This window comes from Gilliamella sp. Choc5-1, from assembly GCF_001690595.1.
Taxonomy (GTDB): Bacteria; Pseudomonadota; Gammaproteobacteria; order Enterobacterales; family Orbaceae; genus Gilliamella; species Gilliamella apicola_M.
The window spans coordinates 73815-91509 of record NZ_LZHH01000091.1; the positions used below are offsets into that span (position 1 = coordinate 73815).

Consider the following 17695-nt stretch of genomic DNA (forward strand, 5'->3'; position numbering starts at 1 on the left):
GTTATATATGCTTCCAGAATTACGCAATTATGGTCAAGAAGTCACACTTATTATGAATAGTGGTATTCAGTTTCTTGACTTTGCACTTAAAATCGATTGGAAAGATAATGAATGGCGCAGTAAAGTTAATGGGTGTTTTATTGATCCCTCTGAGAGTGGTGCACTAATTAGATTGATTGAAGATGTCGACAGTGGTCAATTTTTTACGCCTGATAACCGTGCGTTTGCAGTTAAACCAACACAAGAAATTAGCGTTGATCAATCATTAAAATTATTTGATGGTATTTGGCTACCTGTTCCTGTTTTACGTTCAATTCCTCCTGAACGTTTTGATAAAGGCCCACATAACTGGAGTCGAGTTCGAATTGTTAATATTCCCGAAGGGGAAGATCCTAACGGCAATACACACCGAATCACGTTTGCATTTGATACAAAAGTATTTGCTAACTTACAAGATGTTGCTTATCTTGCTCCAACCGAAAACGATGTGATGACTGGTGCAGTATTTAGTTTAGCACATCGCTCAGATCACGTTTCATGGTATTTAGAACTCAAATGGATAACTAGTTGGTTAATTGATCTCTTTCAAGAACTTGCACCACAACCAGAGCGTTTAAAGATACATAAAGATGATATTAATCAAGAAATAAAAAATAAAACTTACTATGGGCATTACCTAAACATTATCCATTTACTTGCTGATTCATTGCAATTGCCAACAATTAAAATTGTGTCAAATAATAAAGATGATATTGTTAAATCAATTCCTGTTGATATGATTTTAGATGTGGGAAATTCTCGAACTTGTGGCATTTTAATTGAAGATCATGCTCAAGATAAAGATAGTTTAAATCATCGTTATGAGCTTGAAATTCGTGATTTAACTCAGCCAGAGCATATCTATAATGAACCATTTGAAAGCCGTGTTGAATTTGCTCAAACTTTTTTTGGTAAAGAACATTTTTCATTGCAAAGCGGACGCCGTGATACGTTTCGTTGGCCAAGCATTGTTCGAGTAGGAAAAGAAGCTAGCAGACTTGCCAGTCGGCGTGAAGGTAACGAGGGATCAACTGGACTTTCAAGTCCAAAACGTTATTTGTGGGACCAAGACAAATACGAACAAGGTTGGCGTTTTAATTCTTATTATGTAAAAAGTGATCATGAACCATTTGCAACTGCTGAACCTTTCTCAAGTTTAATTAACGAATATGGTGAAGCATTACACATTCTTAGCAATGATATTCAAGAAGAGTATGATCGCAAGATGCCGGTATTCCACCCAAAATACTCAAGAAGTTCGTTGATGACATTTATGCTATGTGAAGTGTTGATGCATGCATTAATGCAAATAAACAGCGTCGCTCAACGTAATAAACTGGAACACGCTAAAACGCCACGCAATTTACGCTCAATTATTTTAACTATTCCACCAGCCATGCCAAAGCCAGAGCAAGCAATATTTAAAAGTTGTGTATATCAAGCAATTGGCTTAGTTTGGAAAAGCCTTGGTTGGGATGGCTTAGATGATAATATTGATTTTAACAACCCAGAACAGCTAAAAAGTGTATGGCCGAATATTCCTGAAGTCCATATTCAATGGGACGAAGCAACTTGTGGCCAAGTGGTTTATTTATTTAACGAAACACAAAATAATTATAATGGTCGTTGTGAAGAGTTTATTGCTTCAATGGTGCGTCCAAGTAAAGTAGATAAACAAAAGCTAACTATTGCAACCGTTGATATTGGTGGTGGTACGACGGATTTAGTGATTAACGACTATCAATTAGATTACGGAGCAAATGGGCAAGCCAATAGCAGTAATGCTTATATTGTACCAACACAGCGTTTTCGTGATGGATTTAAAGTTGCAGGAGATGATATTTTACTTGATATCATCCAAGATACGGTGTTAACCGCTTTGACAAATGGCTTAAAACAAGCAGGTATTGCTGACCCTACCCCAATTTTGTCCACCATTATTGGCTCTCAGCAACTGTCTATTCAAGATGCGGTATTGCGCCAGCAACTTACCTTACAGCTATTTACACCAGTTGGATTACAGATATTAAAAGCGTATGAACTTTATGACCCATTACACTCAGAAAAAAACGATTATCGTTCAACCTTTGGTGAATTATTACAACATAACACAATGACTGACAATGTGCTTAATTTTATTAATGAACCTATTAAGCGCGCATTAAATAATCCTGAGTTTTCAGTACTTGATTTGGATATCGAAATTAATCTAAAACGCATTCATTATCTGTTTATTCGTGGTGATTATTATAATATTTGTAAAACATTTGATGCACTATCCGAAATTATTAGCTGCTATCAGTGTGATGTGCTTTTATTAACAGGTCGTCCTTCTCGTTTACCGGGTATTCAAAGTTATTTCCGATCACGTTTATCAATGCCTGCAGGGCGAATTTTGCCGTTACATGGTTATTATACAGGGGGATGGTATCCGTTCCATAAGCAAGAACGCATTGATGACCCTAAAACAACCGCAGCGGTGGGGGCAATGCTGTGCTTTTTAAGCAAAAATCTAAGGTTACATAATTTTTATTTTAGATCCTCAAATATAGATTTATATTCAACCGTTAAATACATTGGACTTTTAGATAATCTTAATATGATTAAAAAAGAAAATGTCTATTACCAAGATATTGACTTAGATAATCCTGATTATGACTTTCCTGAGCACTCGTTCGAAATTAGAGGTACCACAAGGCTTGGTTTTAGGCAACTTGAAGTTGAAAGGTGGCCAGCATCACCTATCTATATATTAACTATTGAAAATAGTGAGGTGGCTAAGCGTTTAAGTGCCGATGGTGTGATTTTAGAAGTTACATTAGGAATTAAAAATAAACAAAAAACGGTTGAAAATTTTTATATTAAAGATGTAAAAGCCTCGGATGGGCGTGCTTGTAATAAAAATCAGGATATTAAACTAAGCTTAAATACTATGGTTAATTCTGGTTTAATTAGCACACAATATTGGCTTGATAGTGGAATGATAAAACGATGAAAAACTTAAACGAACAACTACCTAAATCTTGGGATCAGGTCTATCAAGTATCGGCAGAGGCCATTGATTGGGTGAATCAAACACGCCATTCATCTAAACGTTTAGATAGTGAAGCGGATAATTTAATTTTAGATTTACGTCGTTTACGCAACAGTGCAAAACGATTGGGTGATGTATCAACTAAATCTGTTGCGGTTGGTTTTTTTGGATTATCACAAGCAGGTAAATCTTATCTTATTTCAGCGCTAGCAGCAGGCGAAAACGGTAAACTAGAAACAGTTGTCGATAATGAAGTGTTAGATTTTATTGACCATGTAAATCCTGTCGGTAGTGGTAAAGAGGCAACGGGACTAGTGACACGTTTTAGTCGCATTGCTAAAGGCGGTATAGCTAACTATCCATTAGAATTAAAATTATTTAAAGAGATAGAAATTGTAAAAATCTTAATAAATGCTTATTTTAAAGATTTTGATCAGCAAAAAGTCACCAATAAAATCGACTTTTCACAGTTAAACCAGTTGATCCAGCGTTTAGAAAACAAAAAACAAGCCCACTATGTTGGTGGTGTGAGTGAAGATGACATTGTTGATCTGTACGATTATTTATCTGAAAACTTTGGTAATTCGCTTGAAGAGTTAAAAGGCGGTTATTGGGACAAGGCTATTCATCTTCTGCCTTATCTAACAACAGCTGATAGAGGTGAGATGTTTTCGGTTTTATGGGGAAGAATTGCTGAACTCACCAATATTTATACACAATTGGCGTCAACTTTATCAAGTTTAAGTTATGCTGAAACAATATACGCGCCACTTTCTGTCTTAATCAAAGATAATAATGGTACTAAGTCGCAAATCGACAGCATTATGAATGTTGATATTCTCGAACGATTGAATACCGACAAAGATTCTTCAGTCACCATAACACCATTAAATGGCACGCCTGTTGCTGTATCTTTAGCACAACTTGCTTTTTTAACTGCCGAATTAATCTTTCCATTAGTCAATAAAACCCGAGTACCAACGTTTGAAAATGTGGATTTACTTGATTTTCCTGGATATCGAGGACGTTTAAATTTGATATCGATTTCAGACGTTAAAGAAGGTAACCTAATTGCTCAGCTTTTATTGCGTGGTAAAGTTGCTTATCTTTTTGAAAAATATACTGATAGCCAAGAAATGAACGTGCTTGTTGTCTGTACTCCATCAGATAAACAATCCGATGTTAATGATGTAGGCCCTGTACTTGAGCGCTGGATCGATAAAACACAAGGCGAAACGGCTGAAAAAAGAGCCACTAAAAAAGCAGGGTTATTGTGGGCAATTACCATGTTTGATAAACGCATTGGCACATCGTTAACGCTATCTGAAGATAATCTTAAAAATAGCTGGGGTAAAGGCGGTTTACTACAGCAAACAATTTTAGAACGGTTTGGTAGTTATGATTGGTTAAGTAACTGGTCAAACGATCATAAATTTAATAATGTCTTTTTAGTCCGTAAACCTGGATTCGATGTGCCATTTTTAAATGTCGAACCAAGCACTAGCCAAGAGCTTGATTATAGAGAAAATTATCAAGATAAAATGAATGTATTAAAAAGTACATTTGTGCAAAATAGTGATATTAAAGAATATGTGTTCCAGCCAGAAGAAGCATGGGATGCCATGTTAAAGCTTAATGATGGTGGCATAGGGCGAATTAGCCAATACCTAGAACAAGTTGCTATTACAGAAGTTAAACAGCAACGAATTGTTGAACAACTTAACGAAAAAATTGAGTATATCATCAATATGCGTTTTGATACTTGGTATCAAGCGGACAATGATGAAGCATTAGCTAAGAAAAAGCAGATCATTGCTGATGTTGTTAAAGAGTTACAAAGCAAAGCATTATTGTTAGGCGAACTACTCAAAACCCTTGAATTACCAGACCAAACGATTAGAGCTCTTTACCATTCTAGTACTATTGATAATGAAACGGCTCAAGATGGTAACGATAATTTATTAGATAATTTATCAAACGATTTTGGTTTAAATGCTGATTTTGAATTGTTTTCTGATTCAAGTTTATCACTAACAGCTAAATCAACAGAAGTATTACCAACTGAATCAAAGTTTGCAACAACAGTCTTTTCGGCATGGTTAGAACATTTAAGAAATATTGTGTTAGATAAGCATATTCTGCAATTTTTTGGTATTGATCAAAAGTCACTTTCTTTTATTATTGAAGAACTTATTACTGCTGCAAACCGAATGAAATTGGAAGAAAGTTTAACTAAACGCATTTTAAATAATGAAAATATAGGTAGTAAACGTGATGATCTTGAGTCTAGACAGATCAGTACTATTTATACTTTGCTAGCAGACTTTATTGCTTGGCTTGGTTTTATTCAAGGGCAAGCAAGTGATATACCAATGAGTCGAGTTAATCAAGGTAAGCCGATATTTTCTTCACCATTAACTGAATTTAATGCCCAATCATCACATTCATTACCAAAACTGAACGATCACACTAAAAATTATTCTCAGTATGCGATATTTGATTGGTTTATTGCGTTTGCCACACTGGCGCAAGAAAATGTTGGACATCATGCAGGGCGGGAAATTAGCCAAGAACAAAATAGCCGATTAGGCGAAATTTTGACTTCTTTCAAACAATCGCGGATTAATTAAAATAGCGTCATTAAACAATAAAACATAACAGGGATGCTGTTTGGCATAAATAAGCTCCCTGCTTAATAGTAATAGATTGCATGAAAGATACTCACATATTTGAGTATAAAAATAGAGGATATCATGGCATTAAGAATTGAATTAAGTAGTTATAAACCCGGTATTGCGAAGTTTTTAGCTCAAAAATGGAGCGGTAGTTCTGATATTGATATACTTATCCAACGAAATCAAGATAGTTATTATTTATCAGCCATTAATCAATGGAGCCCTGAAAAAAGTTGGCATACTATTGAAAACATGTCAGTTGAAAACGAACAATTAACAGGACATGTTGGGGAATGGTTGGTTGACTCTTTGGTGACACAAGAAAGTCAGCTCCGATTTCTTATGCAAATTCGTGATAAGCAAAATCCAAATTATATTGATGGAGGTGTTGTTAGTATTGCTGCAGATATACTTCCTTCCATCGCATTAAGCTCACAAACAGCTCAACCGAATGAGCAACAAGCAATAGCGCAAGCAGATCCTGTAATTGAACCAGAAGTTGAAGATAGCCCAACTTTAATTGAGGAACCTGACCTAAATACTGAAACGGTGGCATCAGACGAACCTATCGAAACCCAAACCGAGCTTGAGCCAGATCCCGAAGTTGAGCCTAAAGTTATAGAAACAGAAGTAGTTAAATCGAAAAGTCGCCTTGGATTGATTTTGACGATTGTCATTGCGTTCATAATACTAATTGGGCTAGGTGTTGCGGTGTGGTATTTTTTATTTTTCAAAAATCAAGAACCACAAGCTACAACGGTACAAGTAAGTGTTCAATGTAATATAAATAACGCTACGACCGATGACTTAACTTTTATTCAACAATGCTTACAAACCAACCCCAAATCGGATGAGATTATTCAAGTCATTACGGAAGCTAAAAAAGCAGAAAAATGCAATATTGCTCAGCGATTATATGCAAATCAGGCACAAACCGATGCCAAAATAGCTATGTTATATGCAAAAGAGTATGACGAAAAATTTTATAAAGCCAATAACTGCTTTAAATCAGATAAAGAAACAGCTATTTATTGGTACGAAACATCGTTAACCAAAGAACCTAATAATAACTTTGTTAAAGATCGTTTAACACAATTACAAAATTAGTGAGGAGCAAGAATGAATAAATTAGCTGTCTCAAAATTCATTTCGACGATAGGTCTAACATGTTTACCTTTGATGGGGTTTGCTATTGAGCCATTAAAACAAGATGGTAAAACAACCCTATACCAACGCGTATTAAGCACACCAACATGTGAATTAAAAATCAATATTACCGATTCTAAAGGTAAATCAGTTCCTGCTTTTTCACGTTATTATGTTTATGAGCGCAAAAATAATAATCATCAAGAGTGGCTTAAAGTAGGACCTGACTCTTATGGTAAAACAATAGGTTGGATTAACAATTCGTGTGCAATTGCTTGGAATATGCAAATGACATTAGTTTTTACTAACCCAGTTTATCGTGACCCTTTGCTATTTTTCAAAGATAAGGCTGCATTGACTGCGATTGTTGATGCTGATAAACCTGAAACTTTATTAAAACCTATTCGTGAAGCTCTAAAAGCGAATAAAGCAGCTCCAGAAGTGCTTGCTCAAGAACCTAAAGAGTTTGTAGATTTTAAAAGTAATTTCTATTTATTACCTATTTTACAAGGTGAAGAAGTAATGAATGGGCGAGGGTTTTATGAGCGAGTGCTAGAAGTCGCATCAGTAAGTAAACAAGAATCATTGATAAAAAATAACCCAAAGCAAAACACCGCCCAAACTGCTGATGATAGTGCAAACCAAGTAGTACCTTTTAAAGCCGCTATTGTGTTTGTTATTGATTCAACTATTTCTATGGATCCTTATATTTCAAGAACTAAAGAAGCGGTAACGCGAGTTTATCAGCATATTGAAAAAGAAAAGCTACAAGAACAAGTTAAATTCGGATTGATATCATTCCGTTCAAGCTTAAAAGCATCAGATAAGCTCGAATTTGTTACCAAAATTTTTGCTGACCCAAATAAAGTTAAAGATAAAGAAGACTTTAAAAAGTTAAGTGCTTCACTTAAACAAGCCTCTGTTTCTACCTCGTATTTTGCGGAAGATTCTTATGCGGGCATTGCTCAGGCATTAAATGATATCAATTGGAATAGTTTTGGCGCACGTTATATGATTTTAATAACAGATGCTAGTGCGATTCCGGGTGATGATAAGCTTTCTAGTACTGGCATGGATGCAGCGCAATTAAGGCTTGAAGCTCAGCATAAAGGAGTTGCCATTTATGCACTACATTTAAAAACGCCAAGTGGTGCAAAAGATCACCAAGTAGCGGCAGCACAATATTCAGACTTAACTTATAACGATTTCATTCATAAATCACTTTATTACCCAGTTAATGCTGGTGATGTTAATGAATTTGGTAAAAAAGTAGATTTATTAGCGCAAGCACTATCTGAACAAGTCAAACTAGCATATAAAGGTGAAGCTTCTGTTGGCAATGCTATAAATGCAAAAGATGATAACTCTGATATGTTAAAAGATGCATTGTTATTAAGTAAGGCAATGCAACTTGCTTATTTAGGGGATGTAAAAGGTACTAAAGCACCGTCAGTTTTTAAGGCTTGGATTGCCGATAAAGATTTTGTCAAACCAACTATACCAACAGCAGAGCCACGAATATTATTAACAAAATCACAACTGAGTGATCTGAGTGATGTTGTTAGCAAAATTGCAAATGCAGCTAATGATGGATTGATTTCTGCCGATGATATGTTTTCGCAACTTCGCTCTGTTGCTGCCGCAATGGGGCAAGATCCAAGTAAATTAAAATCAGATTCTGTCACAAAAATTGCAGATTTGGGTTTACTTGGTGAATATTTAGATAATATCCCTTATAAGAGCGATGTAACGGGGCTTGATCAAGATACATGGAAAAGTATGAGTGGGCTTGAACAAGAAAAATTTATTCGTAATTTAAATAGTAAAATTCGTTATTATCAAAAATGTAATGCAGATGTAGATCGTTGGATTTCATTAGCTGAAGGTAGCGACCCTCGTGAGAATGTTTATCCTATACCATTAGAAATGTTGCCATAAAGTTGTGTTGTTAGAAAATATGTTAACCATCAATCAAATTGCAATTTCACGCTCAACAGGCAAATCCTTTTTTAGTGTTTGCCTACCAAAGCTGACTGTAAAAGCTGGTGAGGTGGTCGTTATTCAGGGCGACAGTGGTGCTGGTAAAAGCACCTTACTTGAAATGGTAGGAATGATTTTAAAACCAGATAACATTGGTAGCTATAACATGGCTATAGATCATTGTGATATCGATATTGCAACGCTAATTAAGCAAAATAAGATCGATCAATTAGCTAATATTCGAGCTAAATATTTAGGTTTTATGCTACAAACAGGTGGATTATTGCCATTTTTAACGGTTCGTGACAACATTTTATTATCATTAAAGTTATTACAAAAAAAAGTGGATAACAATCGGTTTGATTATTTAGTGCAAAAACTCAATATAGCGCATTTAATCAATAAATACCCCAAACAGCTATCAATTGGTGAAAGGCAACGAGCCTCTTTTATTCGCTCAATTATTCATAAACCTGCATTATTACTTGCCGATGAGCCAACTTCAGCATTAGATCCTTATAATGCGAATTTATTGTTTGATCTAATAATTGAACAAGCCCAGCAAGATAATATAGCAGCGATGATAGTCACTCATGATTGGCAACGCATAGCTGATAAAGGCTTATTTACCTTATCAGCTAAGTTAACTTCATCACAATCATCAGAATTTTTACCACAACAAGATAAGGCGTAAAAGATGACTAAAGCACTATCAAAATGGTTACTTATTACTCGTTTATCTTTAGCAGACTTATGGTATGACAAAAAAGTATCATTTTGTATTATTGCCTCAGTGATCTCAGTGATTACACCACTATTATTGCTATTTAGTTTAAAATATGGCATAGTTTCGCAACTTCGTGAGCAATTAGTAAACGATCCACAAAATTTAGAAATCAAAATTGTTGGTAATTTACAACTTAATGACGAAATGTTTAATTGGATAAAAAAGCAACCTGAAACCACTTTTGTGATCCCGCTTACACGCTCGTTAAACACGCAAGCTGATTTAATCAAAGACGCTAGCCATTTTGTTAATAATGCCGAAATTATACCTACAGCCAAAGATGATCCAATAACAAAAAACTTGCCATTACTTAATAATAAAAAACAAATTTTATTAAGTTCATTATCGGCCGAAAAAATGCAAGTAACAGTAGGAAGTCGAGTCAAAATGGTGATTACTAGGCAGCTTGATGGAAAACTTGAAAAAGGAATAACCGTATTAGAAGTTATGGGCATTATCCCCGAAAATCGTTATAACCGAGCTGCGGCTTTTGTCTCTTTAGATTTACTTATTGCGATGGAAGATTTTTATGATGGTTATCAAAGTGACATATTCAAAACATCCACAGGACAATTAAACCCACTTAACCACACATCGTTTGCTCGTGCACGTATTTATGCTAACGAACTAGATAATGTTGCGCCATTGGCCTTTAAATTACGAGAAAAGCATATTGAAACTCGAACGCAATCTAACGCAATCGAAAACGTAAAAGCGATCGATCGTGTACTTAATTTTATTTTTAGTGTTATTGCGATCACGGCAGGAATTGGCTGTATTTTATCATTTTCTGGCTCATTTTTATCCAACATAGAACGTAAGCGCAAGGATATCGCTTTCATGCGACTAATTGGTTTTCAATCTAGAGAAATTATGTTTTATTTAATCAATCAAGCGATTACATTAAGTTGCTTGGCATTTTTTATCTCTTTTGTGCTATTTTTATTAGGAAATTATGCGTTTAATACGATTTTAGGTGAAAATTTAGTTTCACAACCTATTGTAAGTCGATTACAATTTTATCATTTTATTATTGCATTTATGCTGATCCTATTTATTTCAGCTCTAGTTGTAGCCATAGGAGGTCGACGTGCTATTAAGATCCAACCAGCAGAAAGCCTGCGTGAAGCATAATTATACTCAATTAGCATGTTTTGGATTGGTAGCAATCTGTTTAATTCCGTCATTAAGTTTTGCAGAACCTTGGGACAGCAAATTTTACAACCCAAAGCCCGCAAAAGATGACGTAATTTTATCTATGCCGTGTGATGGCAGTTTAGTCATGAAAAAGGTCTTCACACCAACTAATAAACCACTTGATGATGTCAAAATTATTTTAGGTAGTAACCAAAAAGAGTTCGGTTTCGCTGAATATGCAACACCAAATTATATTTCTGGTAGCTTTTCTGACTCGGGCAATGAAAGATATTACCTAATAGGTAAATATGAAATTACCGCACTACAATACCAAGCAGTCATGAATGACACTTGTCCAACACCTAAATTAAATCTTTCTTTTCCTATAACTAATATTAGTTGGTTTGATGCTATTGCATTTACTGACAAATATAACCATTGGTTAATTGAAAATCAGGCAAAAATAAAATCAAATTCTATTCCTAAAGGATATATTCGTTTGCCTAATAATACGGAATGGGAATATGCAGTACGAGGTGGGGCAAAAGTAACTGAATCGGAGTTCCGTGAATCACGATTCCCTATGACAGGTAATCTTGAAAGCTATGCGTGGTTTTCTGGCGCTAAGTCAGCTAATGGTAAATTACAGCTTATTGGAAGATTAGAACCAAATCCGCTAGGTCTTTATGATATTTTAGGTAACGCTAGCGAAATGATGTTTGACTCATTTAGAATGAATAAACTTGATCGCTACCATGGTCAACAAGGTGGAATTATTGTGCGTGGTGGCAGCTATTTAACGCCTGAATCATCAACCACCAGTGCTTTTCGTACTGAAAAACCTTTTTATGATGATAAAGGTGCTTATAAAAGTAAAGATGTTGGGTTTCGTTTAATTTATACCACAGAAGTAATGAATTCTAATGATAAAATTAAAGAACTAGATAAAGAATGGAGCGCATTAGGCAACGAAACAGACAACACTAAAAGCAGCAATGTTGTTGGTGAACTTGAAAAAATCACCAAACAAGTCGAAGATGAAAAAACCAAAAAAGAATTAAATCAACTCAACATACTTTTACGCAGTGCAAACCAAGCGCGTGACGAACAACGCGATCGCTCCATACAATCAGCATTACAATTAGGCGCATTTTTGTGTGCTAATGTTTCAGATTTAAATAGCAAGTTTGAATATAATGACAACTTATATAAAACAATGGTTAATGAAGTGTGTGATCCAAAAGAAATAGACACACTAGATGACAGCAACATGTGTTCAAAAGTGAAATTAGACAATTTAAAACAGGTTGTTGATGAATCAAAAAGTGCGCGAGATTTTATATTAAAATATTATTCTGATACCATTGTTAACACCGCATCAAATTATGAAAAAAAGACAATTAATGATCAAGCCAAATCAACTCAATTTATTTTAGAAAATAGTGGCAAAGCTAATATGAGTGATTATTTAAAACTTTACTTCAAACATATTAATCAATATGTTGAATCAGGAAAAATCGAACGAACAGCTTGGCTGCAAACATGTAATGAAATAAAAGGAAAAAATAATGAATAAAATTATAGTAGCCATTACTTTATGTTTATCGCTGATTTTAACAGGTTGTCAAGGAGCTGGTGGAGTAAGCTCTAGAAACGTCGATCCTGCATTAACTAAAAGCAATACAGCCAAATTTTTTAGCAAATCAGCATGGCAATCTTGTGCTATTGGTGCGGGTTTAGGTGGTATTGGCTGTGTATTAGCAGGTGGAAAAACAGGCGTTTGCCTTGCATCTGCGGCGGTTGGTTGTGGTGTGATGATGGGCGCAAACTATTATCTTGATTCTAAACGTGCTGAGTACGCTGATGCCGAAACACGTCTTGATGTTTATATCCAAGACATTCAAAAAAATACCTACGAAGTGCAAGCTGTGACCGAAACAGCTAAAGCTGTATTAGATAAGAATTTAGCAACACTTAAGATATTAAATAATCAAATCAAAAAAGACACATTGAATAAAAAACAAGCTCAAACCGATTTAGCACAAATTGATGCCAATATTGCCTATTTGACAGATAAATTACAGAGTATGAAGAAAGTTGAAAATGATTGGATTTTAATATCATCCCAAGAACAACAATCTGGTGTAAAAGTATCAAAACTTGATAAACAAATAAACCAATTACATAAACAAATTTCAGTACTTGAAAATCAAATTACTCTTGTTACAAAACAACGTTCAGCAGTTAAGGTTAGCTAATTATGAAAAAAAGATATCTTTTATTACTCAGCCCACTTGTTTTTTTAGCGGGTTGTTCAACAACACTTGAACAGTGCGATCCCAAAAATACAGATATTGGTATTATGGATAAAATTAGCTGTAATTATTCAGGAAATTACCAAGCTCGGGTTGATCATAAACAACAAATTCTAGAAAATGAAAAAAGAGCCAATCAGCAGTTTAAAGAAATTTATGCCGCTATTGAAAAACAAAAAAATGATAGTGCATTAAGTATTAAACAAAAACAGGCACAACAACAAAAACTGAAAACTGATTTAACTAAACTCACTAACGAAATTAAACAAAAAGCCAAAGGTCGTAATGACTTACAAGCCCAAGTAGCCGATATTGAGCAACAACTTAAAAAAGTGAATAGTTCAAGTAGTTCTGAGCTTGAAAAAAAAGTTGAGTTAGACAAGCTAAACAAAAAACTACAACAATTACAAAAAGCACTCAATATATAACTATATTGCTTGTTCAATAAAAGCTGAAATAAAAACAGAAAAAGTTAAATGAACACCTAAGTAAAGAGAAGAGCATTAGCAATGCAACGAATAACAAGAATTGTGTTTGATCATAATAATATTGAAAAAAATTCTTTATTAGATCAATATTATACTTTGTTAGCATTGCTAAAGCCGCATTTAACTGAACGGACATTTTCAATTTTAGCTATACCAAAATTAATTGATGATAATCAATATATTGCTTGGCATACTGATTTAGAAGGGCAGCCTATTTTATTGAGTGATATCAATAATGAATCACAAAAAAGTAAGATAGAAAAAACTCTACAAAATCGGCTCAACGATATTGAAGAAACAGTTAAATTAATTGCTGTTACTGACCAACAAGGAGTATTTCTTTCATCATGGTTACCTAGGCTAAAAAGCTTACGTAACTCTATTTATGTCATTAATGATGATCCTGTTATTGTTAACACCTTTGAAGATCCTATTTTACCTGCTTCAGCTCCTGTTCCCATTATTGCACAAACATCGTTTTGGCGTTGGTGGGATTTTTTACTTTTAGGCTTATTACTCCTTGGACTGCTTGGTCTGCTTTGGTATTTATTTTGCCCATATGGAAAAGAAAACCCCGTAATTGCTGAACCAGTACTAACTCAACCAGTTGAAGAAAAGGAACCAGAACCTACTATTATTGAAACACCTAAGAAAGAGCAACCACCTGTTGCAAAATCTGATCCTGAACCGATAGTACCAGCACCCATACCTGCGCCAATACCAGCACCTAAAAATTGTATTACTCGTCAACAAATTGCGAATAATACTGACACACCTAAAATGGTTATGATATTTGACAATTCCGCATCAATGAAATTGACATTGATGGAAACGCCAGAATCTATTGATAAATACTTGCATGCTGATTGGTATTCAATGAGCGAAGATGAGGCCGACGCATATCAAAAACGCATGACACGTTTACCTAACCGCTTATCAAGCAGTAAAAAGGTCGCGTTATCGGCCATTGATAAAATACAACCAGAAGTTAACATCGCTTTAGTAACACTTTCGTCTTGTCCTGCGGCACACAAGACATCGTTTTATAGTTATGAAAATAGAGATAAATTAAAAAACAAAATTAACAGATTAAAGCCATTAGAGTACAATAGTGCAACGCCTTTATATAATGGTATAAAACAAGCCAGCAAAATGCTTGACGGCGTCAATCGTGATGATTACATTTTAGTCATTAGCGATGGCGAAGATAACTGCACCAAAGCCAACATTTGTACCTTAGCAAATAAAATTTCCACCCAACAGCCACGCCTAAAAATAAATATTGTTGATATTGCAGGACAGCACAAAATTGACTGTATTGCTCAAAAAACAGGTGGTAAAGTTTATATAGCTCAAAGCCCAACACAGATCGTCAAACAAATGAATAATGCTGTTTCGAATATGAATATTAGTAAACCGATATGCGAATAACTATTTTTTTAACAATAGGCTATAATTAACTATCGAATTTATTATAATTTTATTTGTAATGACTATAAAAATAATAATGAAATGTAAGGAATTGAACTCACGATGCAACGAATAACACGGATGGCTTTTGATTCTAATAACCCTGATACAATTCCTCAGTTAGAACAATATCATTCCTTACTTTTATTATTAAAACCACATTTAACTGAACGTACTTTTTCAATTTTAGCTACACCAAAGTTAATTGATAATCAGCAATATGTAGGTTGGTATACTGATCTTGAAGGGCAACCGCTTTTACTTGATAACATAGTCAACCAATCGCAAAAAGACGAGATTATCCAAATATTACAAACGCGCCTTAATGACATTGAAACTGCAATAAACCTTATGCCATTAAGTAACGAAGAGCAAAATTTAGTTTCAATATGGCTTCCTAAAATTAAAAGCTTAAGCAACTTAATTTATGCCATCAATGATGAACCTGTCATTGTTAATACTTTTCAAGAAGATGTACAGCCTGTGCCAATTGTTGCGCCAACACCATTTTGGCGTTGGTGGCATTTTTTACTTTTAGCCTTATTTTTAGTTGGACTACTTGGCTTACTTTGGTACTTATTTTGTCCGCTTGCAAAACCTAAAATTGTGCCTGCTGAGCCAGCATCGAAGCCAGTTATTTCGGCACCTGTTGAAGAAAAACAGCCAGAATCTGTGCCAGAGCCAGCAACAAAACCACAACAGCCCGAGCCACCGTTGATGTCTGAGCCTATTGCAAAATCTGAACCAGCGTTAACACCAGCGCCAGTGCCTAAGGTAAAAAATCCGCCTAACTGCATAACCAAAGAAGAGATTAAAAAAAATTCTAATCCTTCAAAAATGGTTATGATTTTTGACAACTCATTATCAATGACTGTCACCTTAAATGAACCACCACAAGAGGTTGAAAAATACTTCCAATATATGTCCTATGGTTATGGTCGTAACATGTCAGAACAAGACAGAATCAATTATGAAAAACGCATGACACGCTTACCAACTCGTTTATCAAGTAGTAAGAATGTAGCAACCTCAAGTATTGATAAAATACAACAAAATATCGATATTTCGCTTGTCACCTTAACAAGTTGCCCAACGGCCGATGTTTCGCCATTTTATAATTACACAAATCGAGGAACGCTAAAACGAAAAATAAAACGCCTAACACCAACAGCGGCAGGTGGTGGTGGAACGCCTTTATACAGTGGGCTACAAAAAGCTAGCCAAATGCTTGATGGTGTAAAACGTGATGATTATATTCTGATAATCAGTGATGGCGAAGACAACTGTTCAAGAAATAACATCTGTACACTAGCTAATTATATTGCATCACAAAAACCACGGTTAAAAATTAATATTGTCGATATTGCTGGCGAACACAAAATTCATTGCATTGCTAATGCCACAGGTGGCAAGGTTTACATAGCCCAAAGCCCTAAAGATATGATAAAACAGATGAATAAAGCGGTATCAAGCTTAAAAATCAACAGACCAACTTGCCAATAAAAAACAAACCGCGCCAAATTATTTATTTGGCGCACTAAGCTAGTTTTTGGTTGGCACATTTGAACGCTTTGAAATTTAAAACAATAAAAGCACATTTTATAGACTTAAAATAAAAAAGACATTATCTTTTATAAAAAATCAGTCAGGAAAGGTAATGATTTTATTTAATTGTAGTAGCTCAAACTTAATCTGACAGACACATATTACTCATCGGCTTTCATTTTAACAAAATGCGTGTCCGATGAGCAAAATAAACTCTCCAATTGCTTTTCCTTAACCAACCCCTTTGCATCATTCCATGTTTGCCATGGTGTCTTCCCATAACAATATTTTCCTGAATGCGCTCTTTCTCGATTGTAAAATTCAAGCCATTGCTCAATATCGTTTTGTATTTCACTCAATTGCGTGTAAATCTTACGCCGAAATAAAATATCATAACATTCTGTTTTCATCGTCTTATGGAATCGCTCACAAATACCGTTTGTTTGTGGGCTGTAGGCTTTGGTCTTGGTGTGTTCAATATCTTCTAGATTAAGATAAAGCTCATAAGCATGGCTCTCCTTATGGCCATTATATTCCGTACCTTGGTCTGTAAGAATGCGTAACAGCGGCACTTGTTCGCTGTCAAAGAAAGGAAGCTCTTTATCATTGAGCATATCGGCAGCAATCAGGCTGTTTTTCTCGGTATAGACTTTAGCAAAAGCGAGTCTGGAATAGGTATCAATAAATGTTTGTTGGTATATTTTCCCTATGCCTTTAATGTGCCCTACATAATAGGTATCTTGTGCACATAAATAACCCGGATGATGTGTCTCAATTTCACCATGCGCTTCTTTTGATGCTTTGGCTTTTTCAAGGGCTTGTAATTGATTTTCAGTGAACACACATCCTTCTTGTGCCACTTTGGTTTCTAGGGCTATTAAGCGTTTTTTAAAACTTTCTAAATCGTGACGTAGCCAAATAGAGCGTACCCCACTCCCTGACACCATGATGCCTTCTTGACGAAGTTGATTGGCAACTCGATGTTGCCCATAAGCTGGATATTCATAGGCCATATTGACAACGGCTTGTTCTATATGTGGCTCTACCCGATTTTTTTCGATAGGCTTTTTACGACTGAT

Annotated in this window: 12 protein-coding genes; 11 read left to right on the plus strand and 1 reads right to left on the minus strand. The window is 35.0% G+C overall.

Annotated elements, in window-relative coordinates; genetic code table 11:
• The first annotated feature begins 7 nt into the window (after positions 1 to 7).
• From A9G35_RS08170 to A9G35_RS08220, 11 genes are all read left to right on the plus strand, one after another.
• Positions 8 to 3034 (plus strand): virulence factor SrfB, encoded by a 3027-nt coding sequence (locus A9G35_RS08170; RefSeq protein WP_065636441.1) that lies wholly within the window; start codon positions 8 to 10, stop codon positions 3032 to 3034.
• Entirely contained in the window at positions 3031 to 5703 is a 2673-nt protein-coding gene (locus A9G35_RS08175) for a putative virulence factor (RefSeq protein WP_065636442.1), read from the plus strand. The genes A9G35_RS08170 and A9G35_RS08175 overlap by 4 nt, the downstream gene beginning before the upstream one ends.
• 123 nt (positions 5704 to 5826) lie before the next feature.
• Positions 5827 to 6855 (plus strand): hypothetical protein, encoded by a 1029-nt coding sequence (locus tag A9G35_RS08180; RefSeq protein ID WP_065636443.1) that lies wholly within the window; start codon positions 5827 to 5829, stop codon positions 6853 to 6855.
• Between the two features lie 12 nt (positions 6856 to 6867).
• Positions 6868 to 8832, plus strand: a complete 1965-nt coding sequence (locus A9G35_RS08185; protein ID WP_065636444.1) for a vWA domain-containing protein — start codon at positions 6868 to 6870, stop codon at positions 8830 to 8832.
• A gap of 19 nt (positions 8833 to 8851) precedes the next feature.
• Positions 8852 to 9568, plus strand: coding sequence for an ABC transporter ATP-binding protein (locus A9G35_RS08190; RefSeq protein WP_065636445.1), 717 nt, complete (start codon positions 8852 to 8854; stop codon positions 9566 to 9568).
• A gap of 3 nt (positions 9569 to 9571) precedes the next feature.
• On the plus strand, positions 9572 to 10795 hold the full coding sequence (locus tag A9G35_RS08195) for an ABC transporter permease (RefSeq protein WP_065636446.1): 1224 nt from the start codon (positions 9572 to 9574) through the stop codon (positions 10793 to 10795).
• Positions 10785 to 12374, plus strand: a complete 1590-nt coding sequence (locus A9G35_RS08200) for an SUMF1/EgtB/PvdO family nonheme iron enzyme (protein WP_218057239.1) — start codon at positions 10785 to 10787, stop codon at positions 12372 to 12374. The genes A9G35_RS08195 and A9G35_RS08200 overlap by 11 nt, the downstream gene beginning before the upstream one ends.
• Complete coding sequence (locus tag A9G35_RS08205; RefSeq protein WP_065636447.1) at positions 12367 to 13056, plus strand: hypothetical protein; 690 nt, start codon at positions 12367 to 12369, stop codon at positions 13054 to 13056. Before A9G35_RS08200 ends, A9G35_RS08205 begins: the two co-directional genes overlap by 8 nt.
• Positions 13057 to 13058: 2 nt before the next feature.
• Positions 13059 to 13541, plus strand: coding sequence for a hypothetical protein (locus A9G35_RS08210; RefSeq protein WP_065636448.1), 483 nt, complete (start codon positions 13059 to 13061; stop codon positions 13539 to 13541).
• Positions 13542 to 13622: 81 nt separating this feature from the next.
• The gene (locus A9G35_RS08215) at positions 13623 to 15032 is read left to right on the plus strand and encodes a VWA domain-containing protein (RefSeq protein ID WP_065636449.1); all 1410 of its coding nucleotides are present in this window, start codon (positions 13623 to 13625) and stop codon (positions 15030 to 15032) included.
• A gap of 102 nt (positions 15033 to 15134) precedes the next feature.
• Positions 15135 to 16574 (plus strand): VWA domain-containing protein, encoded by a 1440-nt coding sequence (locus tag A9G35_RS08220; RefSeq protein WP_065636450.1) that lies wholly within the window; start codon positions 15135 to 15137, stop codon positions 16572 to 16574.
• A 203-nt stretch (positions 16575 to 16777) separates the two neighbouring features.
• Here A9G35_RS08220 and A9G35_RS08225 read toward each other — a convergent pair.
• On the minus strand, positions 16778 to 17695 hold a 918-nt coding region (locus A9G35_RS08225; RefSeq protein ID WP_065636451.1), incomplete at its 5' end, for an IS481 family transposase.